Genomic DNA, 21928 nt, shown 5'->3' with positions numbered 1-21928 from the left:
GTTACTCCGCGAAGCGAACGAGCTGCGCCTCGCGCGAAAGCACCTGTCTGATCGTCCGGGGCAGGATGTTAAGACGCGGCGGCTCGGGCTAGTCGTCGCTGTGCTTTGTCGTCTCGATCGAATCCACGGCCTTCGAGGGCGTGACGGACGTGAAGTCCGCGGCTACCGACGAGCAGCTCTTGACCGACTCGTTTGACGGAGGCGCTGTAGTTGATGTCGAACTGGTGGTGGTCGAAGTCTCCATACAGGTCGCGGATTTCTGGGGTCCAGTCGTAAGTAAGCACCCACGGATTGCGCAGCCCAGTTACGGTTGCCGCAAGCATCTCGTGGTCCTTGTACTCAAGGGAGTTCGCGTAAAGCCCTGAACCCTTATGGAAGTAAGGAGGGTCGATGAAAAAAAACACGCCATCGCAAGCCGCGTCGATGTCCGTCAGGAATTGTCGACCGTCTTTCCGGTGCAGATCGATGCTTGTGCGATAGCGCCCAATCCGACGCACCTTTGCGGCCAGGTCGTCGCGGTTGAAACGGCAGTCCAGTTTGTACGGTCCGGTCTGGTCCTTGCCTCCAATGACTCCACCCAAGATGACGCCAGAGCGGTTGGTGCGGTTGAGGAAGAGCGTCGAGAAAGCAAGGTCGACGGGAGAGACGTCGTCCTGGTGGGTGATCACGTCCCGGTGCATCTGCCAGGTACTCATGGATATGTCGGCAGCTTCGATCATGCGGGCGAACGCTTCGGTTTCGGTGAGGACTGCGTTCCAAAACGCCCAGATTGCAGGGTCAAGATCGTTGAGGACAAGCCTCCGCACGTCCCCGCGAAAGAGAAGCGATAAGGCCAGACCCGCACCCCCGGCGAACGGCTCCGCGTAGGTGCCGCGTCGCAGGCTGTTGTCCGTCAGGATTTGGGTCGTGAGCCCTTGCAGGCTCGTTTTTCCTCCGGGATATCGGAGAGGTGAAGGCGTGACAGGCATGCGGGTCTTTCCGTGATGAGGTCTTGGATAGACGCTAACGGAGCGCGACCGCCGGGCGGGGTAGGTCCTGCACCCGTTTTCAATCCGTGCTGTTGGCAAGCCAAACAATGATGGCCTCGATCTCATCCCAATTCGAGATCAAAGCGTTCCACTCTGGGAAGCCGTGTCCGTGAGCCACCGCCCCCAAATACGAGCCGCTGAAGACGTAGGAGTGCTGAGGCGCCCCGGTCTTAAGACGTCGTAGGGCATTTTTTTCGTCACGCGTGAGAGTGATCGAACCGCCCTTCTTGGACTTGTTCTCAAGGTCCTCGCACACCCAGACCACCACATTATGAAGTTTGGCGCGGTCATCGACCTCTTTGCCCATCTGGTTCTCGCTGTAGAAGAACGTGACGTACTCGATGAGGACCCGCGCAAGAATGGCGGCGGCGAGGGGATGGTTCTTGTCTGTTCGACCAAGTTCGCTAACGATGCGCTGCAATTTCACCCCCGTGACGTCGAAGCCGTTGTTCTCTGAGAAAAACCGATAGCGGGCGCTCGGATTGGGCAGCCGGTTTGCCGGGCTGGCGCTGGCATTAACGCCGGATGCAGCCCCCGCATCGCCCATCTTCATTTTCCCACCTGGATCTGATCTTGCTTCCCCTCCGCCACCTTGTCCTTCTAGAGTCGGCGGACTTGCCTCGACCGCGTCGCGGGCCTCTTCCCTTCGGGGTCCTTCATGACTGTCCACCTTGTCCTCGGGCAAGTTGTCGTCATCGTCGCTGCCTTCTTCGGAGGCGGCAGAGGGGTCCAGGGGAATTAGAACCGTTCTGGCATATTCCTCGCGTTCAGGTGACTTCGATCGTGAGTTGACCGGCCCCTTTTCGGTAAATAGGTCGATCATGAACCGCTCAAGGCGTCTCTTGAACAAGGCCTTGGAAGTGTCCCATTTGACCTCGGCTGAGGACCGTCCAGATGTGATCCCGAGACCCTGCTCTCGAAAGACGGTGTTCGACACGTAACGCGTCACAGTCGTGATCACACGGCTGCTCCGCTGATCTGCTGTGATGAATTTGAATTCGAAGGCGAGGTCGAGCAGACGGAGCGCCAACGCGTTCTGTGATTTCTCGCCAAAGTGACGTGCTTGCTGGACTGCGCTCCACTGACGGGGTCCAATGCCGTTTGCGGCCCCTTGATGTTTTCGTTCGATCCAGACGTTGGCCTCTTCCCGTGTGGGGAAGAGAACCACCTGAATCTCAACTATCTCGGGTTGGAAGGACGCGGCGAGCGATGTGAAGGCTGTGCGCTCGGCAGATGGTGCAAGGCTGGGGTCATGGAGGAGCATGAGTGCACAGAGGCGCCGATTTCCTTCCAGCACAACAATGTCGCCGGTGGCGCGCATACCTCCGAACGTTTCTAGCGGGCTGAGTCCGTATCGGGCAATGTCTGCTGCCAGCGGGTAAACGGATTCATTGTGGACGAGGTAGTCGATGATGACTTCTCGGTCGTTTGTCGGTTCATGACGGGGATTGATGTCGTCGAGGACCAAGTCGAGCAGCTTGTCCCAACTTACGGAGATGCGTTCGTTCATAATTCCCCCATTGGAGTTTGGATCTCGGTTGACCCTGCTATCGACTCCCCCGGCGAGTTTAGGTGCGCGCTTGCACATGGTCGGGTGATCAGCGTGGATCGACGGGCAGCTGTGATCAGATCAGGACATCGAGGGATGCCGCCCTCTGCCTCGTCCTAGCTAGGTGTGCTTTGCGTCCTTCAACCGTTACTGTCCCGAGAATCAGCGAGCCAGTAGAGACTTGTGCCTTCGTACTGCCACGCATCTGCGGCAGAAAACGAGACTTTGGGAAGGCCCGCGCGTTTGAAGATCTCGTCTCGGAGTGACGATGGAGTCCAAGTCTTTCCTGGTTCCAATGCCCAGCGGAGCGGGCGCACAGGATGCGAGGCCCAGCTAACGCTTGATCTTTCCGCATCTTCCGCCAGCCAAGCCTCAACCTTCTGAACAGACTCAGTTCGAACGAGCCCCTCCAGACTAAATGTCATGCTGCTGCCATCGGGGATCAGCTGGAACTCATCAATGATGGTGACCGACTTTGCTCGACGCGTGTTGGTCGTCAACTGGTCGCGGACGACAGTCGTGTTGGCCGTCATCATGGGACGCAGACGCCTACTTTCCAGGTCATCTACGGGATAGAGCTTTTGAAAGCTCGCGAGAATATCTCCATCCCGATTGAACAGCTGATATTCGTGGCACTCAATGGTCATGTTGGGTGCAATCGCCGAAAGCCACTGAACCGTGGTCAGAACCTGGGCTGGGAACCTTTCTGCAACCAGAACTAGCCTGGGGAGCTGGAACAGATCCTCAGACCATTCCGGCTCAACGTGATCCTCCAAGATCTGGAGCGCCTCAGCTGCCGTAACCGTGCGACCAGACTCTTTCCTCAACCACTCTGCGTGAGCGTCGGCCAAGATCTCCTTCGTGAATCCCGCCACCAGGGCTCCGTAAGTGATTGCCTGAAGGTGGATGCGGCGATCGCGATCGCGTTTAAGTTCGATGACCACAAGCTCACCGCTGGTCGCGAGAGCGAGAACGTCCGGCCGTTCTCGTGCCACGTCCGAACCAGATTCCCAACTGTTGAACTGGGTCGTAACTACCATCAGAGTTTCGTCGATGACTTCGGGGTGTTTCTTAATCCACGCCTCGAGGCTGTCCGTCTCGCTCAATCCCTCCGCCGTCATCGAAGTCGCTTGTAGGACCGAGGCGTTAGCGCCGTCCACGTTCAATAGGTGAGCCATGTCAAGTAGCGTTGCACCGATGCCGCCGAGCCCGCTCGACCCCGAACAGGTCACGCGACCCACAGGCGTCAGTGCCAAACCCAACTGAGGGTCTCCAAGTCAAGAACACCCAGGTTGCCGCGTCGGGCGTCCATGTCGAGTGAGTAGACCCTCCTGCCGTCATTCAGGGCACCGGTTGCTCCTGCATGAAGATGCCCGTGGAAAAGGATCGCCGGGTGCACCACGTTCCAGAGGTGAGTAGTCCGTCGCCGCGACTCCGCGGAGGCTTCAAGCCGGTCGCCTGGCCAGTGGTACGGATTGTGGCCGGCCGTGATGCTGTCCGTGGCGGACGTGGCCCCATCAACCGCTTCATGCGTCAGCATGACGTCGGCTCGTCCTGCGGCCGCGGCGGAAGAGAATTCGAGATCGCTTCCAACCTCAGACGGCCACCACGTTTCGCCTTCAACGCGATCGTGGCGATCCAGGGAAGCTGCACCTCCGAAGGACATGAAGGTGCGACCTCCGATTGCGAATCGATACCCACGGGGCAGGACCCAGATGCGTTCCGAGATCTGAGCGGGACGCCCCTCGTGCCAGCCTTCAATGTTTTCTAGGCGCCCCCAATGGTCATGGTTCCCCGGCGTGATGAGAAGCCGCTCAATACCCTGTCCACGGCAGAGCGAGTCGGCCATGTTGACGAACGCCTTGGCGTGGCGCCCCGCGCCGATGTTGAAGTCGCCGAGCTGCAGAAGTGTGCGCGCCGTCGGGGACGCCGATCGGGCTCGTGGAATGACGTTCAGGAGCCAGCTCAGGTTGCTGTGCCAGTCACCGGCAATGAGGACGTGTGTTTCGTCGTCGAGGTGAAACATGCTCAAGGCCTTTCAATCGAGGGGTAGGTGGAGGTGACGGTGATGTCGCGGCCATCAAAGGCTGTCGAGGTCACGACGTCGTCACGGGTAATCCAGGTGTTTCCCGTGCCAAAGAGCCGCCCAAAGGTCTCCGCACCACTCTCAGCTATCGCGGGGTTGCGAAAGGCGCTGGCCTCGACGATCTCCGAGAACCGTCGCAAGTCGAAGTCGCCTTGCCGGACGGCCTCTTGCAAGTTGTCCCGGATGGCGTCTTCGTCGTCCTGGGCAAGGACCATGTCCGCGATCGCCGTGGCAGGTCGGGCCACTGGGAGCCCAGCCGTCCAAGTCCAGTCCTCTGGCTGAATGGGGTGGACAACGACGTCGATGCACGCGGAGCTTGTTGACGTCGGTTCGGAGAAGAGGAAGAGGCCTCGGGGGTAGAACGGGAAGAAACCCTGCATACTGAGTGCCCACTGCCCCGTTATGACGTCTCGCGGCTGCCTGTACGAGCGTGTTCTTTCGTCGGCGAACTGCGCCGGATGGATCGACGCCCACTCCGCGCGGTAGAAGCTTTCGTACCAGGGCGCCTCGCTTGCGAGATGACGGTAGATGGAACGCTCGTCAACAACTTCGACAACCTGGTCTGTGACTTTGCGGCGCAGATATTCCGGGGTGAGGCCGACTCGCCCGGCTTGTTCGGAGGTGAAAATGCCGTGCGTACTTGCGGCCAAGCGGGTCAGGCGGCCGTCCAAGCTTTCGGCCTCGTAGATCCACTCGAAAACGCTCACGAGAGGACTCCGACGATGAGGCGCCGCCGTGTCCCAACGGCAACGAGGAGGTCGCGATTGGACGCACGGACCTGCACCAACTGGCGCGTCCAGCCGGCGTTTGGAGGTTCGACATGGGCAACAGGACGACGGTCGATGTGCGGGTCCCGGGTGGTTGGGCGAACGAGCTGCTGATGAGACAAGGGCTTTACCTTTCTGGAGGGGAAGACAGGCGGTGCCAGCCAAGTAGGGCTGGCACCGCCCCGTGTGTGATCAGCGCCGACGACCTTGGGTGACCGGCTGCGGTCCCGTCAGGCGCTTTTTGCTGCGCGCCCTGCGTTGGTGCAGCGCACGGGCTGCGCCCCGGCGACGTCTCTTTGGCGGGACATGCTCGGACTTGGTGGTCTTGATGGTGACCTTGTCGTCGTAGGCGTCGTGGAACAGGCTGACGTTGATCGCGGCGCATTGCAGGGCAAGAAGGATCGCGTTGGGCGTGGTCCCGAAAACGAAACTGCTGTGCCGGTGCAGGACGCCGCGCCAGATCTTGAAGTTCGAGTTGGCGCTCTCCACGGCGGTCCGCATGCCGTACAGCTCCGCCCACCGGGTCGTCCCGAACGGCATCGGCTGACGCTCCCGGGCGCTCTCCTGGGGGTAGACAACAATCGTCGAGCCGCAATCGCACGAGTTCGGTTGGCACTTCGTCTCGGGCTTGCTCATGGCATACCGCCTGGAGATCGCGACGTTCGGGCATCGAAGGCGGCCCGAGATCGCGGGGCCCTTGAGCTGCACGCTGCCGTCAGGCCGCACAGGGCCATTGGCCATGAACGCGTACTGCATGCGGCGTTCATACTTCTCCCGCAGCTTGGACTTGTCCTCGTCGCTCATGTCGATGGTGAAGTTCTCCAGCTTCCGCAACTCTTTCGGCAGGGCACTCGTGAACAGCACCCCGTCGATCCAGATCGCGGCCTTGTTGCGGATAGGCATCTTGGAACGCCGTTGGTTCGCGTGTAGGTCATGGATGTATTTGATGCCCCGCTCGTCCAGCCGGCGAACCCAGTTCTCGGCTTTGCAGTAGCTGTAGCCGCGATCAGTGGCGAGCCACTCTGCTTCGAACCCATACCGAAGCGAGTCGATGAGGGCGATTCCGCAATCGGCCTTATAGGTTCCTGCGGGCCGGAACAGCATGCCGCGGATGAAGTAGACGATCGTCTCGTAGCCGACGAACCCTGCGTCGACCAGCAGATGCAGGTCGTGTCCGTTGAAGGCGTGGGTGTCATGGTCTTCAGTCTGCGTCCGCCACCCGAGACGGGCGTCGAGGTCCAGGGAGCACTGGAGTCGCCCGTCATAGCCGACGCGCGGCCACCCCTTGGAGCCCCGTTCCTCCTTATCTTTAGGTTCCGGGGCGGGCGGCATGTAGTCGCTGTCGACGACCGGATCCGGCTTCTTGGGCCAGAACTGCTTCTTCGCCGGCGTTGGCACGTCGGTGGAGTCCAACGCTTGAACCTGGGCGGGCTGGAAGACCGGAGGAATGCTGGCCTCAACGATTCGGTTGCAGAACTGGTCGAGGGTCATCATTCCCACAGGGCGAGGCCGAACCTCACCGGTCTTCGGGTTGACACGGTGGAAACTGCCTTCCGGTTCCAGCAAGCGGGCCATGGCTCGCAGGGCGGTCTCGATGTGATCAGACGTTCCAGCGAAGTCAGCGAGGTCGGCCAGGGCCCTCTCGGCTCGGTTGAACTGGTGGACAAAGCGAGCCACTTGGGACAAGTTCCAGTTCCGGCGGGGGTCCTGGATCTTGAAGGCAAGGCCGACGATCAGCAGAGTCCGGAAGGACATCAGACGGCACTGCCCGCGGCGCAACCGATCGAACACCAGCGCGCCACCGTCAAGTTCCGCGCGGTCGATGATCGTCCGCGAGATACTCAACGCCTTCCGGGTGGTGTGGATGGTCATCAGCGGTTGATCGGACTTCACCGGGCGAGGCGCCCGGAATCCTGCGCCCCTCACAGCAATCCTCCGGCTAGGCGCACGGCCTCGTCATCGGGATCGTCGCGCTCGGTCAGGTGCGGGACGAGGTCCCGGAGGGAGTGTCCCTCGACCCCTACCGCCTCAAGGACCGCTGAAAGGCGCACGTCACCGTTGAGGACGTTCACCATCCAGGTGGTGCGAAGGCGAGCAGGCACAAAGCTCGGCGACCAATCGGGCACCTTTAGGCACCGCTTGAGCTTGGAGGTGACGTCCTTCTCGTTCTCACGAACGTGGCCCACTAACGGGCCCTCCGGGTACTCCACGGCCAGCTTGAACAGCTGCTGGGCGTACTCGTGACGGACTGGGACGTCACGAGGCTTCGGCCCTTCAACGCGTACCGAGACACAGCCGTCGTGGCGAGTGACGTGGTGCGCATGCACCAGAGCCACCTCCGGACCCCGCAGACCCGCCCCGAGGCACAGGTAGAGGATGGCGGCGAAGATGCGACGGGCTTTCTCCGTGGGTTGCTCTGTGAGGATTCGGTCGAAGCCGGTCGTCTGACGGGCACTGTAGGGCGCCTTGAGCTTGAGACGCGTGAACGCCTCCGGCTTGGGCCTCCACGGCGCGTGTCGAGTGACCTCAGGTCCGATCCGACGCAGCATGGACCTGTGCGTCGTTGCCCGGAGAGGACTAAGCCGGGCGAGGTAGTCGGAGATGTACCACTCGACGGTGTCGGGATGGAACAGGTCCTCCATCTCTAAGGACAGGTGGTTCTCCACGGCCCAGCGGAAGAAGTAGGACACAGCCACCATCGCGTTCAGCGCTGAACTCGGGGTCGCCGGGTTGATGGATCGCGCACACCGTTCGATGGTTATGCGATGAGTGACAAACCACCCCTTCTCGTGGAATCGGTGTCGGTACAGGGAGTAGACCTGCTCCGGCTCGTAGATCCATACCCGCCTGAGCAGGACGCGGTTGTGGCTCATGCCGCACCTCCCGCTGGACGAGGGACGGGCCCGCGGGAGCGACGTCCAACTGGGGCGGATGACGGCCCAGGCGGGCGCCGTCGAACAGGCCGTCTGATGAGGCGGCGGGGCCCATCAGTGTCAATAGCTCGGGGCGTTGAAAAGGGAATCTGGGTACGACGCAGAGAGGCTTGCGAACCAATCACAGCTGGAGTACCTTCGAAGCATCCGGGGGCACTGGATGCTTGAAGGCTCTTGCTGGGCGTGCTTATGCACGAATCGGTAGGAGCCTTACTTGCGCCGCCTGAGCGGCTCTTCATGGGGGCAGGTGGGCCTTTCTGGTTTAGATTGTTCGCTTTTGTTGGTAGATGCCCTTCGACACTCGCTCCAACTGCTTCTGCCGGTAGAGCTGGCTGAGAGTCGAGGCGACTTGTCCACGATTGACATCCGGTCTTGCGTCGCGCATGCGCATAAAGACCTCTAGGACCGTCGTGGGCGTGTTTCCGACGAGGCGCCGGACGTGTTCAGTTCGTGACATGTGGCTCAGCGCGAGATCAGTAGCTGAAGTTTCGGTCCCGAAGCTCTCGGCAAAAAACTGCCTTAGCTGAATCCACTTCACATCGTGGGTGGGCGAGAAATCGTTCCGTTTGGCAATCGACAGCTCCAGTTCGGCTCCGAGCGTGAGCAGTTCACCCACGGCAGAAGCAAGCACATCGAGCGTCGCCACCCGTTCCTCAGAAGTCATTTCGTCCCTCCACAGACCCAACATTTCCAGGCGGACGGCACCCACACAAGAAGCCAGCGACTCGACCGACTGAGTCTGACTTTTGTGTAGCAGGCGGTAATGATCGACAACATCGCGCATGCCCATTGCGGTCTCTGGGTTCCGCAAAAAGTGCCCTACATCAGCACTTGTTAGCCAGCGTGTCCCATCAATGGTTCGCATCACACTCGACCTGCTCAGGCCAAATCGAGCCCCGAGCTTGCTCATGAAAACGGCATTCGACGTTGTAACTTCACGTGTTATCCGCAAATCCTCGTGCTCGTAGAAGCGATCACGGAAGTAGCGGGCCGCAAAGTTGGTGACGGCCCACTCATACGGAACATGCTGACGAGCCGGAGGCTCCCCGTAACCAGGCCATTCCCACTTACTTGCCCCAGACGGAAGGGCGCGGGGAATCACTTTCGGAACACTGCTTTTAGTCGCCACAGTCACACCCTAATTCCAGTTCAGAAATGAACTATGAGGTGTGGGACTTGTTCGGCGGCCGATGTCGTAATCAGCCTGTTGTCGGCTGTTATTCCCCGGTTGCTGTGCGACGTTGCAGGTCGACGACTTCTTGTCGGTAAGCGAGACGACGCAGGCGTATACGCCGCATCCGCCAGCCACGAACGAGCTGCAACAGGGTCCACGAGCCCCAGCAACTAGGGATGATCGCCCACAGAACAGGGAGCAGCTGGGCTAAGACAAGGCTTGCGACTATCGAAAGAGGGATGCCCGTGCGAATACCGGTCGAGAGGACGGTAAAGCCTACGGAGGAGGCCGATAGAAGAGCCATGCCTCCGAGAGCCCACCGCAGGAATCGTGGAGAACTTGCATCAGTGAGCATGAAGCTACCCACGAAAGCCAAGCTCAGCGGGACAGAAACTGACGCCAAAACCAAGGCGAAGATTGCGATGGCAGTCACGAGGGACGTGACGGCTTCGCGCGCGCCGACTAGAGCAGCAACTGTGCTTACTCCAGTCACGGCTAGGCCCACGAGGAGCAAGATGCGAAAGAGAACGGTCCCGCGCAAGCCCTGCTGTCCGGCACCGGCTGAACGCAACGCCACGTAAGCGGCCTGGGTGGTGGACACCCCGTTTGTCGCTGCCCGGAGCCTCTCGCGCAGTGTGCCGAAAACGAGGCCTCCCGTCCACAGTGAGATGGCGACAGCGACGGCCGAGACGATAGCGACAGACCACATCCGCTCAGCCGTCGCAGCGTCCCCAATCGAACCAACCGCCGCCAGCACAATCGCTGCCACCGCAACACCGGCGATCGCATAACTGCACACTGCCACTCGGCGCCGAATAAGAGCGACGTCATCCGTCGCCGAACGAGCCTGCGCTAAAGGCACACCGATGAGAAGCACCAGTGTCGCAATCAGCGTGGGCACGAGCCACACCGCGTCAACTGCAACTTGACGCCCGAGTGAGGCAAAGGACTTGGCGAAGTCGACTGGTTCCGCCGAGACCGTTAGAACGGTCGCAATACCCGTCATGACCAGGACGCAGTAGGCGAAGAAGACAATCAGCGCGGCCGCCTCGCTCAAGTGTCGGTGATTCCGCCAACTCCTTTGGGACGCGTTGGACCCGTGCTCGTCACGCGACATGAGAACCGAACGCTACGGCTTCTCGGAAGCTAAGCGTCGGCCTCAATCAACTCAACCTGCCTCGTGGGCAAGCTGACCCGCATCGAACCGTCAGACCGGAGGCGCGCAGGAAGCAGGACCCCCGCCTTCTGCCGCGACAAATAGTCGACAAACATGCCCACCGTGCTCTCGGGACTGGGCTGCTCCGCGTCGAGCATCGTTTCGGCCCCGCGAACGTCCAAGGCGCCGGTCGCATCCATGACAACAAAATGACGAATCGAGGACCCCCGACCCTTCGTGAAGACGTTGGCGTAACCACCGACGCTCTCCACTCGCCGGAGGAGCACGGGAAGGCGCTCTTCCTCCAAAGCAGCCACTACGGGGCATTCACCGTTGTTATCGCGAACCGTAAGCTGTCGACCACCGAGGGCAATCAGTATGTCAATTTCCAAACGAAAATCGTCCAGAGCGGTGTTGATGTTCTCAGCCATCATTCTCCTTCACGTCTCGAATTGTAGTCGCGTAGTTTTGGGCCGCCGTGAGGGCTAACGCCACGTTCGCGTTGACGTCTTCCCAGCTGTGCAGAGGAGCAAGCGACGTGACCGTTCCATTCAGGTGATGCAGGTGAGCATGCCCATGGCAGCAGTCGATACGGGCCACCTCTTCCCACTCACCGTCGAGCTGCTGCGTCTTGACGATGACAGCGAAATCGACCACCCGACCCCTAAGGCGCCAGAGATGCGGCTCGATCCTGATCGTGTCTGCATCGTCAGCAGGCCGATACCAGGACTGCTCGGCACAGACATTTCGGTCCGGGGGTTCGTAAGAACCGTGTTGCTGATCGTTAAGAGACGCGTCGAGAGCCTCATGCGCCTGGCGTTCAGCTCGACGATCCTGCTGCCCCCTCCTGACCATATTGCGAGCATATTCTTCTGCGACAGATCCTCAGCTAGGCACGCCGCCCCAGTTATGGCGACAAAGCCCCAGCAACGAGCTGCCCCGCGATCCCGCCGGTCGTGTTCCAGCAACCCATACGACTTGGCAGAAGCCAAGTCGATATCCAGGTCTTTCATCGATTCCCCTCTGGCGCCAGTCGTCAACCCGACTGCGCCCCCTCGCCCGAGGCTATCGGTCCCCGACTGAAGCGAGCAGATCATCAGTGCCCCTCGTTTGGGGCGGAAGGACGTATCCTGCGGCCGACTGTTCGTTTCACATGACCGCGAATCGGCCGGTTTGATGTGGTGCTTGCGGTCCCGCAAGGTCATGCGGAATAGATGACGTTTTGTTTCCAGAGCCTCGTAACCAGCGGCTCCGGTCTTCGACAGAGGAAAGCAACCTTGATTTGGCGTTGAGATCGTTGGCCTGGGCCGAGAAGTATCCACACATGCTGATTCGCGGCTAGGAGGCGCGAGGCACCGTCAGTAACTGACGTGCGTTCGATTGACGGTGACGATCCTCACCTTTTGGATACTCGCAAGGGTTTGAGGTTCTCGCGTTCTATGAGAGGCCTTACCCATGCCACAACCGTTTCCCCCTGACTTTGGGGAAGAGCCGTAGCGCTCGTCCGTGCGCGGAAATCCGTCACTACCGCTGCCGCTGTTTAGAGGGTAATTACCGCTGCAATTCTCAAGCGAGTCCGCAACGACTAGATCGACAGGGCGGGCGTCCCATGGTCACACGTGGGAGAGCGTGGCGTCGGCGATAACGAAGACACGCTTTTGGCAGCTTGAGGGCAAAAGTGCGGAGGGTCATCGGGCTATATCTCTGCTGCCAAATGCTCGAGGTCAGCGGCACAGAGGAGAGATTCTTGCCGCTTGAGCAGGGCATCAATTATGGTCATCCAGGGGAGGCCCACTTCTCAGATTTCAAAAGGTGGATCGTGGAAGTTACTCTGTTCGTTCTTGGCCTTATTGCCGCCATTCCGCTATCGGTTGGCGGCAACCTTCTTCAGCCAAGAGTGGAACAGGCCCTTGCACTTCGAAGCTCGAGGAGATCCGCTGAAAGAGTCACCCGGGTCACCGGTGAGGTGACGGCTGCGGAACGAATGCATGAAGATAGGCGACTTCTCCTGGAATACCTCATCGCCCAGGGCCTGCGCGCGACGCTTTACGGGTCCGTTGGGGGCATTGTCACGGCAGCGTTTTTCGCCATTCAGCAAGGTGCTTCGGTAATTGACAGTTTTCGAATTAGTCCACTCATAAATGGATTTGGACTCGTCGGACAAGTCGTCGGCATTGTTACGGCTGTTCTCATCATTTCAGTTTGTCTGCGAGCACTCCGAACGCTGAGCAACGTTCAGAACTACGACGCCTACATGCAAACTGTCGACAGGCAGCTTGGTGCGCTCCAGACGTCCGCACGTCGGCAAGAGTCTGTGCAAGTTGCAGACGGTCCGGACGTGCGACCGAAGTCACGAAAGAAGTCCAGGAAGAAAAAATCCAAGCAGCGCTAGGGAGGCTCATGCGCTCTCGGCAACTCCTCTCCAATGGGGCGACACCCATTATTCTTGGCGTTCATCGAGAGTCCTGATGTCGCTGGCCGGTGTGGACTCGGCCCTTACAAGCCAGCGTCCTCCTCGACGGTCCCGAACCACGGGCGACCGTCTCTCAGTCGGTACTCGAAGCCGAGGAAGATAAGCCATCGGTGCAGCATCGGGGCCAGCTTCCCTACGACCGCCTCGACGGACTGGGTAGGCGGGAATGAGCCTCTCGGCAGTTTCACGAGCGTGTCCCGCATCTCGGCCCAGAAGTGGCCCACCTGCGTGTCCCAATGGATGCTCTCGAGTGCGGCCGGCGGTATGGGAATCTGGGCAACCGCGTAATCGGCGGCCGCGCCGGCGACTGTGCACCATAAGGCAGTCACCATGCCGATCACCTGGTCCGCGATGGACCGACGATCAACAAACATGTCGTGGCGGCCCAAGGCGGGGTTAGCCGGTCGAGGCGCGAGCCGCTTCTTGAGCTTGGTCGCCATGTAGTCGAAGCTGTTGGCGTCGAGGTCAAAACTGTCGCCAGTCAGCGGCTCGCTCAGGGCGAATAGCCCCGCGAGCACCTTTACGCGATAGAAGCTGAGCACGTAATACGCTGCATCCTCGAAGGGGTCGTGGATACTCGTGTCATCTCGTAGGTCCAGATCCTCTTCGGTCGCTAGGAGGCTGGCGAGTACGGCTGCGTGCATGACTTCGCTGGCGTGGCCCGGTTTGGCCTTATGAGGGTTTTGCCCGAGTCCGATGGCCGGACCGGGGATGGCGATTACGGGGATGCCGGCTGGGTCGCTGTAATCGAACCGAGCTTGAGTGATGAACTCGGCCGGCGGGCGGGCCTCGAACTCGATATAGTCCCGCGATTCGACGGTTACATCGAACACTCGAAGCATTACCTCGGAGGCGAACGCTCCGCCTTGGCACAGTCCAATGACTAGGGCAACAAGTAGGGGGTTTTGCGCGCCAAAGTCCGGTCCGTCGACGTCGTCGTATCCCACGAACTCGTAGAGAACGTTTCTCTCGGCGCAGTACGCAGGCAGTCCAATCTTGTGCACCCGGCGGACCTGCTTATCGCTTTCCGCGCTCATGCCAGCTGCCGGCCGGTCATGACATCTGAGCCTCGGAGCCCGTCCTGCGCTGGTGCCGTGTAACCCCGTCGCGAAGCGTGCGGCCGCCAAAACTCCCAGCCTTTGGGCGTCTGACCTGACCGAAACGTCCGCTGGTCAGTCCCGAAGCTTAGGCCGTATTGGAGGGCTGGCATGTACACGCTTTCTCAAGTAGGGGTGGGCGCCGGCGGGATGACTTACGAGAGAACCGACGCCCCGGAAGGCGGTTCACGACAAGAACCAGGACGCTTCCTTGCGCCTCCAGCCTTCGCGCAAGGCCGAAGGACGCCGCGAGAAATCATGGCAGGGGGATTTATGCGGTCGAGAGATTTTTGCGAGTCCCGAGAATATCTCGGTGTTTTCTGAAATGTTCGTAGAGAAAGGTTGACGTACAGTACACGCCATACACGAAGTGTCACGGGGCAAGTGGGTGGCCCCCTGATGCGCGCAACTTCATTTGAGGGCGGTGATCCAGTAACTTTAGGAACGTCAAACACCGGCTTGGAAATCTGTGAATTTCCATCCGGTCATAGTGTTCTTCCCTTCCTGCTGCAAACAGGACGAGAGGGATCTTCCGGCTTTTTCGCCGTGGGCACATCTCCGACGCATGAGTGGTGACGCCACGCATTTTTGCATGCTCAAATTCGGGCCGCAAGCGTGACGACAATCGCCGCCTACGAAGGAATCACTCATGCCGAAGCTCTCACGTCAGCCCAGCCCCGGAGACGAACCCCTACTGGCCCTCATACGCGCCATGTCGATCGCCCGCAGGGAGGTCACTCGGGAGCGGCGACGTCTCGTCCTTCAGGCCAATCAGGGTGGCCTCTCAGCTCGGAATCTGGCCCGGTTGCTGGACGTACCCGAAGGAACAATCTCGACGTGGATTCGGCAAGCCAAAGCCGAAGGGGATGTCGTCGCATCGTTGTCTTCTGAAAAAGACTGACCTGCACCGAACGGGGTTCGTCAACAGGGAGCTTCGGTGCTTTCGTCGGCAGGTGCGTCGGCCTACCGGGGCGACTCGAGGTGTTGGACCAGGTCAGAGAGTGGAACTTCGAGGGCTTGAGCGATCCGGAACCAAGTCACGAGGCTTCCGGTGGCGGAGCCATTTTCGATCCTGAACAGCATTGAGCGTGCGATGCCAGATCGCGTGTGCAGGTCGTCGACACTTAGGCCGCGCGCGACTCGGAGCGATACTGTGGCGCCCCGCAGAGCGTCGAGGTTCGGCTCGTTCGTGGCAGTCACGGGGCATCTCCTCTTTTTGCTCATGTGGCGCAGTCCTCATATGAGGACTAAACTCGGGGTATGGCATCGCAGGCGACATCTCGGATAGGTCCATTCCTGGCCGCTCATCCGACGCGACCTGGCGCCCTGCGATGCCTCCCGACGTTGCAAATCTACCGTGCAGAGACGGTCGAAGGTCTCTCGGCTGGCGGGTGCGGACGCTCGCCCTAGCCAAACCGCCAACCAGGTTTTGCGTTGCCACCGGTGAGGGACGCCGGTTTGAGAGGAAGCAGCCACACGGCTGCTAAAGACCACCGACCCCTCGAATCGAAGGCTCCCATTCATGACAGACATCACCGACAAGATCGCCGGCCTCTTCGCTGCAGCCCGCGCGGCGTCCATCGATGCCGATCAGCTACTTGGGAGCGTGGCGACGAACTTGGAAGCTCTGCACATTCCTCCTCAGGCGACCACGACAGCCTCGACGAGTCGTCCCGTATTGAGCGCCGGTCTGGCCAGACGACCCGTGCGTGCCGAATCACTTCGTCAGGCCGCAGCACGCCTGGGCCTGGATGGCGTGAGCATCAAAAGGCTTCTCGCCAATGGCGACCTCCAGGCGGTAACCGTTGGCGGAACGCTCGCAATACCTACCTGGCAATACGACGCTGGCAGCCCGAGCGGCCTCGTCCCGCACATTCGTGCGGTCCTGGCTGCCGCCGAGGGGCGCCTTTCGTGGATCGAACTGGCGATCATCATGGCAACCCCGCAGACCGCACTCATTGCCGAAGCCGACCACAACATCGTCGAATGGCTGCACTTCGGCTTTCCCGTCGACAGCGCCCTCGCTGTCATCCGCATGGAAGGACGACATGACTAACCCCGTCACCCCTCACAACGACGGCCTCAGCCGGTTCCTCGCCCAACTCGTTCGACTAGGCATCGACGTGCCCTTTGCCCTCGCAGGAGCGGCTTTCGTGCTGGAGCAGGCTCCACCGGCCCGGCCGTCTCGACTGCCAGAGCGCGAACGCCGCGCAATTCTCCACGAGGGATCGGTCACCGAAGGCGACCTTGCCGCCGCCGAGATAGCCGTCCAATCCGGTGAATTCCAGCAGGAGCTGATTCTGGCCTTCATTGTCGGACTCGCCGCTTCGTACATGGACGCGACCGCGGCCGAGCGGCTGAAGGTGCCAGTCGAGAGGCTGGAAGACATCTACGACGACGGCAAGCTCATCGGACGAACCAACGGAGACACGACCGCGACGCCGATGTGGGAATTCGACGCCGACACCTCGGACGGCCTCCTCCCTCATAGCAAGGAGATCATCGCAGCCGACGCGCCCATGTACTACTGGTCCTTCGGGGAAGCGATCTATGACCCTCAAGCAGCCTTGCGGGGCGTGAGTCCGCTCTCGCCCGCGCGCTGGCTGTCAGAGCGTTTGGAGCCGCAGGCCGTGATCGACTTACTTCGAGGCCACGAACCATCACCCCAATTTTTCGAGGCGAACCGTGAGTGAGGTCCACGCATCCGAAGACCGCCCCCTTCCTCCAGACAGGCACGAACGGCGCGCTGTCGAGTTGGCGCGCCTTCGCAAGTCTCTGGCCGCCCAGGAGCGAGTGGCCGTCGCCGGAGATTGGCACAACGACCGTACCTGGATCATGAACGTCTTCTCACGGATATCCACCGCCGCACCCGACGTCCGCGTGATCCTCCAACTCGGCGACCTCGAGATCGGAACCGACAAGTACGCCAAGGCCTTCCTCAACTTTATTGACGAACGTTGCCGCGGACACAACATCGACTACGTCCTCGTCACGCCTGGGAACCACGATGATCGAGACCGGCTTGACGCCAAGCAGGAGTGGCGGCGGGGCGAGCCGACACCGCTTTCGGAACACGTCCTTGCCCTACCACCGGGGTATCGCTTCGGCCTTGGCGGACGGAGCGTTCTCTCGTTCGGTACGGGCGCTTCCGTCCAGGACGACCTCGTCAAGGGTGTGAACTGGTGGCCGCAAGAGGTGCCCGCGCCCGGCCTCTTCGATGCAGCCGCGGCTCTCGGACATGTCGACATTCTGCTTACGCACGAAGCTGTCCTAGGCGGTCCCGCGAGCGTTGCCGCGATCATCAACGGCAGGGCAAGTAAGAGATGGCGTCCTGAGCGATTGGCCGCTTCCGCCCGATCTCGCGAGCTGATCTCAGGCCTCTGCGAAGCAGTGGACCCCGCAATTGTCTTCCACGGCCACATGCACGTCAGAGGGCAAACGGAGCCCGGAGCGCCGCGGCGAATCTATTCGCTTGCCGACAACCGCTCGCCTGGCAACGCAGGCATCCTCACCATGGCCACGCTCGACTTCCAATGGATCTAGGCGACGAGACGAGGCCTTATGCCGAAGGGCGAAGAAAACCGACTGGTGCAGCATCTATCGCTGCTCATCGCTCAGAAAAGCGCTCTCCTAAACGACCGGCTCAGCGGCAGTGACGGCGCCGCAGAAACGCCGGCAACGAATCCACCCGATGTCGAACGACACGATGTCTCGTAGGCGCCCGACGCTCGGGGTGGGTTCGAAGCCATGAGGGAGATCAGCTCTGAAACGGCAAGAGCCGACTTCCCATCAATTCTGCTGGCGAGCATCACGCGGCATGAGCCCGTCCGAATCCGCTCCGATTGGGGCATGGCTGTTCTCATTCCCGAAGGCTTTTTCGCGGACTGGGTTCCTCTGGCCAGGTCCCTCGTCGCTTTGTCGGATCCCGCCGTGCCCCGTGCCGACGCCGGCGCCCGCACCGACCGATGGGATACCGTCTCCGAGCTGCTGGATTCTGACTCGGGTTCGTGGCGAGTCGCGATCGGGCCCGACGCCTACATCGTCGACCTCGACCGAAAGACACTCACCAAGCCTGATGGGGGCGGTTCCAGAGGCGGAGAATCCGGTCATCGTCCACACTCGTTGCTCTACTCGGCTGCCGCATAGGCGAGCGGGCGACCTGGCTCTCCTCGGACCCTGGCGACCCGAGCCACGTAAATGAAACGACCCCCGGCGGCGTCGTCACGAACATCAGCCGCATTGATCAGAGACCTCCATCAGACGATGCACGAGAGCAGCGCCAGGCGCAGGCACAGATGGCCCGCAACTCGCCTGCGGCCTTGCCTGAGCTGACCGTTGACGCATCCGAAGTAATGTCCCACTTAGAGGACCTCCTGGCAAACGTGACCAGCCGCCTCGACCGCATCACGATCATCGCCCCGAAAGGACGAGCGATCCTGATGCCAGCGGACGAATTCAACTCCCTCCGCGACTTGGCTGCAGTGTCGCTCCAAGCCATGGAGCCGATGACTTCTCGTCCCAATATTGGGGCGATCTTTCTCGAGGGTGAGCGAACCGTGGAACTCCTCGATAGCGACACGGGTGGGTGGCAAGTCGTCACTTCAGCTGGTGAGTACTGGGTCGACATGACAAAGCGAACCGTGTCGGGCGAGCCGTCTCTTGATGGAACTCCCATACTTTGCAAGCCGGGGGTACCTTTACACCGTCTCGAACGATGCCGCGTCGGCATGGAATTCCTGTGGACGGTAGGTGGCAACTTTATGCCGCCCGGGCTTGCCCAAACCGGGCGAGGCGAGCGTGTCAAAACCATCACACGCATGAGCAACTGGTTACTGAGCTGAGTCGGTACTTCCCGGAAGACCCCGCAGTACTCGCATCATCTCATCAACGGTTTCAAATGAGCGGGTGTCCCCAGCTTCCGATTCCTCGATGAGCGCCCTGATCTCGGACGTGATCCACGAGGAATCATCCCTCGCTTCGCTCTGCATGAATCGATTCTCGGCCCTCATCCAGCGCAGCGCAATGATTGGCGGTCAGGGGCCACGGGGCGCCTTGAACGCGAACCGGACAAGCGTGCTGACGCTCTCAAGCCTTTAGTCTGCCGCGTAAGTCGCCCGGGCCAGCTCGCAGAGGCACAGTCGGGCGGCAGGCCCGCCCCAATCTCTGGAGTCATGGGCTGGTAGACCACGTGAAAGGGGCGAAACTACTCCTGATCGTCTCCCGTTAAGGACGCGAACGCCTGATCGAGCAGGTCATCAAGACTCTCGAGTCCGTCGCTTTCAATCCAAGCGTCGTAGGCAACCATCAGGCATCCCAAAGCCGCCATAACGCGTGTCCGCAAGGCGATTATTGGCACCGCTGACTCGGGGCGTCGCTCCGCAAGCAACTCCACCAGCCGCGGCCTCCAAGTCTCCTGTTTCTCATGTAGCCGCGCCCAGAGAGACGGCGTGGTCCAGACGAGGCGAAGTCGCGAAAGCTCAAAGGCTGCATCGGCTGTCAGAAGCGTGACCCCGGGTTCGACAGCGTGCCGCAACGCCGCCCAATCGTCACTAATGCTCGCCTGGTCAGTGAGCGCTTCCGCCATCTGCGGACCGAGGGCATCGAAGACGCAGAGCACGACATCTTCCTTGCTGCCGAAGTACCGCAAATAGGTACTCCTCGAGACTCCCGCCCGCCTTGCCAGGTCATCGAAGGTGACGGCGTCAAAACCCGACTCGAGGAAACCTTGCAGACCAACCGCGGCGAGTTCATCTCGGACGGCCGCTCGCCCGATTTCTCTCGTGCTCACTCCATTCACGGTCCGAGGCTACAGGCGAGAAACCCGCTTGCACAAATGAAGTTAAGTGCATATGTTGATACTCAGTGTCATTCATGACCCCGAGTTTAATGAAAGCGAGCAACACATGCCGTACGACCTTCCCGCCCTTCGAGTCATCGTCTTGGAGGGTGTCGCAACCGTCACGATCGACAACCCGCCCCTCAATCTTTCCGACGAGGTACTCCTTCCCTCGCTGCGCCGATTCATCACGCAAGTTCGGACCGACGACGACGTCCGAGTCATCGTTTTCGACAGCGCCGATCCCGACATCTTCATAGCTCACGGAGACACGCGATTCATCACGGAACCCGACGTGATGGCAGCCGCGGGGGCCGCGACCGTCGCGGCGAATCCCGACGCGGAGTTCCCCTCCGACCTGAATCTCATGCAGGTCGTCCATGAGGAAGTTCGCGCACTCCCTCAGGTCACAATCGGCAAGCTGAAAGGCCTTGCCCGTGGCGGCGGAAACGAGTTCCTTATGGCGCTCGACATGCGTTTCGCCGCGATCGGCAAGGCCGGCCAGGCTCAGCCGGAGGTGATGATGGGCATCATGGCCGGCGGCGGCGGCACCCAGTACATGACTTCTCTCGTCGGCCGCGCGCGCGCTCTCGAGCTTCTGCTCGGAGCCCAGCTCGTCGACGCTGAGCTGGCAGAACGATACGGCCTCGTCAACAGGGCACTTCCCCTCGACGAGATTGATTCCTTCGTCACAGTCCTCGCCAGGCGCATTGGCCAATTGAGGCCCGAGATCGTGACTGCAGTAAAGAACGCGGTGAATGCCGTCCCGAATGCGGTGACACGCGCTGGACTCGCCCGTGAGAACCTCCTTCTCGGGCCGCTCTTCACTCCCGAGGCGGCCGACCGCGCCCAGTCACTTCTCGTGGCGGGCATGCAGACCCGTGAAGGCGAGATCCACCTCGAAGCTCTTATCCGCGGACTGTGACAAGGGGCCTCTGAGTACAGGAGGGCCGGTGCCTCATGCGGCGCACCGGCCCACCATCGGCAGTGTCGCGCGAGCGCTTTATCTAGCCTTCACGGATCTCGCTCTCGTCACCCTTGAGTTCGCTTCTCTGGCGCGGACGTGAACACGTGAGATCACTGGATTCAACGGCCAACGCGAATTCGGGGTTGGGGCGTCACTGCAACGGCGTCCAAGGCGCGAGCCACAGGCCCGTGACGGCATCGACCAGGATCGTGGCGTAGGCGTTCCAATCGACTCCATTCGCCTGGGATGCAATAGCCATTTCCCGCCCGGCGTAGCCCCACGAGATGAGCTGCCGCGACATGTTCTCACGCTCGGCGTACACGACGGGAGGCAGCTCGGGACGGCATCGGTCAAGGTTCTCCAGCGCCAGGCGAAGCGAGGGCATCGAATCGATATTCGTCGTCACGATAGTCCGCAGTTCAGGATCGGCGAGAACCTGAGCGCTGAACCGGGCGTAGTACGTCTCGTGTCCGCGATGGACGAGTTCCGCGAAGTGCTCTGCCGTCGGCTGGACCAAGCACCGAACCCAATCGCGGACGGAATCCGACCCGACAGTCTCGGCCACGATTCGATCGCGCCGGGCATCGATGTCGATCTGGTGTCGTTGCACGATCGCGCGGACGAGGTCGACTTTCGTCCCGAAGTGATAGCTCACAGCAGTGTTGTTGCCCTGACCTGCCGCGTCGCTGATCTGACGGTTCGAGACGGACATGACTCCCTGCTCGGCGAACAAGCGTTCCGCTGCGTCCAAGATGGACGACCGAGTGGCGGCGACGCGGGCTTCCCGAACTCCGACAAGGGCCGATCGCCCGTTCACCTGGTTCGACATGGGCCTCCTTTGCCTCACTCCATTGTGATTGAT

At 60.8% G+C, this 21928-nt stretch carries 22 protein-coding genes; 8 read left to right on the top strand and 14 right to left on the bottom strand.

The genetic code is table 11. The features are described from left to right. Positions 1 to 68: 68 nt before the first annotated feature. From EDF39_RS02655 to EDF39_RS02605, 10 genes are all read right to left on the bottom strand, one after another. Complete coding sequence (locus tag EDF39_RS02655) at positions 69 to 968, bottom strand: DNA adenine methylase (protein WP_123940249.1); 900 nt, start codon at positions 966 to 968, stop codon at positions 69 to 71. A 79-nt stretch (positions 969 to 1047) separates the two neighbouring features. Further along, positions 1048 to 2538, bottom strand: coding sequence for a hypothetical protein (locus EDF39_RS02650; protein WP_123940247.1), 1491 nt, complete (start codon positions 2536 to 2538; stop codon positions 1048 to 1050). 179 nt (positions 2539 to 2717) lie between these two features. After that, positions 2718 to 3755: a hypothetical protein gene (locus tag EDF39_RS02645; RefSeq protein WP_123940245.1), complete on the bottom strand. Its 1038-nt coding sequence runs from the start codon at positions 3753 to 3755 to the stop codon at positions 2718 to 2720. A 68-nt stretch (positions 3756 to 3823) separates the two neighbouring features. After that, positions 3824 to 4603, bottom strand: a complete 780-nt coding sequence (locus EDF39_RS02640; RefSeq protein ID WP_123940243.1) for a metallophosphoesterase — start codon at positions 4601 to 4603, stop codon at positions 3824 to 3826. 2 nt (positions 4604 to 4605) lie between these two features. Further along, positions 4606 to 5370: a type IV toxin-antitoxin system AbiEi family antitoxin domain-containing protein gene (locus EDF39_RS02635; protein ID WP_123940241.1), complete on the bottom strand. Its 765-nt coding sequence runs from the start codon at positions 5368 to 5370 to the stop codon at positions 4606 to 4608. Between the two features lie 252 nt (positions 5371 to 5622). Beyond that, positions 5623 to 7302 carry a hypothetical protein gene (locus EDF39_RS02630; protein WP_123940239.1) on the bottom strand — a complete coding sequence of 560 codons (1680 nt, stop codon included), beginning with the start codon at positions 7300 to 7302 and terminating at the stop codon, positions 5623 to 5625. A 50-nt stretch (positions 7303 to 7352) separates the two neighbouring features. Then, positions 7353 to 8303 carry a hypothetical protein gene (locus EDF39_RS02625; protein WP_123940237.1) on the bottom strand — a complete coding sequence of 317 codons (951 nt, stop codon included), beginning with the start codon at positions 8301 to 8303 and terminating at the stop codon, positions 7353 to 7355. A gap of 322 nt (positions 8304 to 8625) precedes the next feature. Then, positions 8626 to 9492: a hypothetical protein gene (locus EDF39_RS02620; protein WP_123940235.1), complete on the bottom strand. Its 867-nt coding sequence runs from the start codon at positions 9490 to 9492 to the stop codon at positions 8626 to 8628. 1191 nt (positions 9493 to 10683) lie between these two features. Next, complete coding sequence (locus EDF39_RS02610; RefSeq protein WP_123940231.1) at positions 10684 to 11124, bottom strand: hypothetical protein; 441 nt, start codon at positions 11122 to 11124, stop codon at positions 10684 to 10686. Next, entirely contained in the window at positions 11117 to 11350 is a 234-nt protein-coding gene (locus tag EDF39_RS02605; protein WP_123940229.1) for a hypothetical protein, read from the bottom strand. Before EDF39_RS02605 ends, EDF39_RS02610 begins: the two co-directional genes overlap by 8 nt. A gap of 1090 nt (positions 11351 to 12440) precedes the next feature. Here EDF39_RS02605 and EDF39_RS02600 point away from each other — a divergent pair. Beyond that, a complete protein-coding gene (locus EDF39_RS02600) occupies positions 12441 to 13085 on the top strand; it encodes a hypothetical protein (RefSeq protein WP_123940227.1) in 645 nt (214 codons plus the stop codon). Positions 13086 to 13189: 104 nt separating this feature from the next. Here the strand turns inward: EDF39_RS02600 and EDF39_RS02595 are convergent, their stop codons facing one another. Next, positions 13190 to 14203, bottom strand: a complete 1014-nt coding sequence (locus tag EDF39_RS02595; protein WP_123940225.1) for a hypothetical protein — start codon at positions 14201 to 14203, stop codon at positions 13190 to 13192. Between the two features lie 709 nt (positions 14204 to 14912). Between EDF39_RS02595 and EDF39_RS17890 the strand changes: the two genes are divergently transcribed. Beyond that, complete coding sequence (locus EDF39_RS17890; protein ID WP_123940223.1) at positions 14913 to 15164, top strand: helix-turn-helix domain-containing protein; 252 nt, start codon at positions 14913 to 14915, stop codon at positions 15162 to 15164. 62 nt (positions 15165 to 15226) lie between these two features. On the opposite strand, the gene EDF39_RS17885 is transcribed toward EDF39_RS17890, so the two are convergent. Then, positions 15227 to 15487 carry a helix-turn-helix transcriptional regulator gene (locus EDF39_RS17885; protein WP_123940221.1) on the bottom strand — a complete coding sequence of 87 codons (261 nt, stop codon included), beginning with the start codon at positions 15485 to 15487 and terminating at the stop codon, positions 15227 to 15229. 298 nt (positions 15488 to 15785) lie between these two features. On the opposite strand from EDF39_RS17885, the gene EDF39_RS02580 reads away from it, so the two are divergent. The 5 genes from EDF39_RS02580 (at position 15786) to EDF39_RS02560 (ending at position 19104) form a co-directional block, all read left to right on the top strand. Beyond that, entirely contained in the window at positions 15786 to 16319 is a 534-nt protein-coding gene (locus tag EDF39_RS02580; protein ID WP_123940219.1) for a hypothetical protein, read from the top strand. Positions 16320 to 16386: 67 nt separating this feature from the next. Beyond that, on the top strand, positions 16387 to 16956 hold the full coding sequence (locus EDF39_RS02575) for a hypothetical protein (protein WP_123940217.1): 570 nt from the start codon (positions 16387 to 16389) through the stop codon (positions 16954 to 16956). A 100-nt stretch (positions 16957 to 17056) separates the two neighbouring features. Next, positions 17057 to 17806, top strand: coding sequence for a metallophosphoesterase (locus EDF39_RS02570; RefSeq protein WP_123940215.1), 750 nt, complete (start codon positions 17057 to 17059; stop codon positions 17804 to 17806). Positions 17807 to 18112: 306 nt separating this feature from the next. After that, the gene (locus EDF39_RS02565; protein WP_123940213.1) at positions 18113 to 18409 is read left to right on the top strand and encodes a hypothetical protein; all 297 of its coding nucleotides are present in this window, start codon (positions 18113 to 18115) and stop codon (positions 18407 to 18409) included. Between the two features lie 173 nt (positions 18410 to 18582). Next, on the top strand, positions 18583 to 19104 hold the full coding sequence (locus EDF39_RS02560) for a hypothetical protein (protein ID WP_123940211.1): 522 nt from the start codon (positions 18583 to 18585) through the stop codon (positions 19102 to 19104). Positions 19105 to 19466: 362 nt separating this feature from the next. Here the strand turns inward: EDF39_RS02560 and EDF39_RS02555 are convergent, their stop codons facing one another. Beyond that, the gene (locus tag EDF39_RS02555) at positions 19467 to 20060 is read right to left on the bottom strand and encodes a TetR family transcriptional regulator (RefSeq protein ID WP_199726119.1); all 594 of its coding nucleotides are present in this window, start codon (positions 20058 to 20060) and stop codon (positions 19467 to 19469) included. Positions 20061 to 20166: 106 nt separating this feature from the next. Between EDF39_RS02555 and EDF39_RS02550 the strand changes: the two genes are divergently transcribed. Then, positions 20167 to 21024, top strand: a complete 858-nt coding sequence (locus EDF39_RS02550; RefSeq protein ID WP_123940209.1) for an enoyl-CoA hydratase/isomerase family protein — start codon at positions 20167 to 20169, stop codon at positions 21022 to 21024. Positions 21025 to 21217: 193 nt separating this feature from the next. Here EDF39_RS02550 and EDF39_RS02545 read toward each other — a convergent pair whose 3' ends face one another. Then, positions 21218 to 21895: a TetR/AcrR family transcriptional regulator gene (locus tag EDF39_RS02545; RefSeq protein WP_123940207.1), complete on the bottom strand. Its 678-nt coding sequence runs from the start codon at positions 21893 to 21895 to the stop codon at positions 21218 to 21220. Positions 21896 to 21928 lie beyond the last annotated feature (33 nt).

The organism is Frondihabitans sp. PhB161, assembly GCF_003814635.1.
Taxonomy (GTDB): domain Bacteria; phylum Actinomycetota; class Actinomycetes; order Actinomycetales; family Microbacteriaceae; genus Frondihabitans.
Note: the sequence above shows the minus strand (reverse complement) of the source record. Positions and strands in the feature narration are given on the sequence as shown.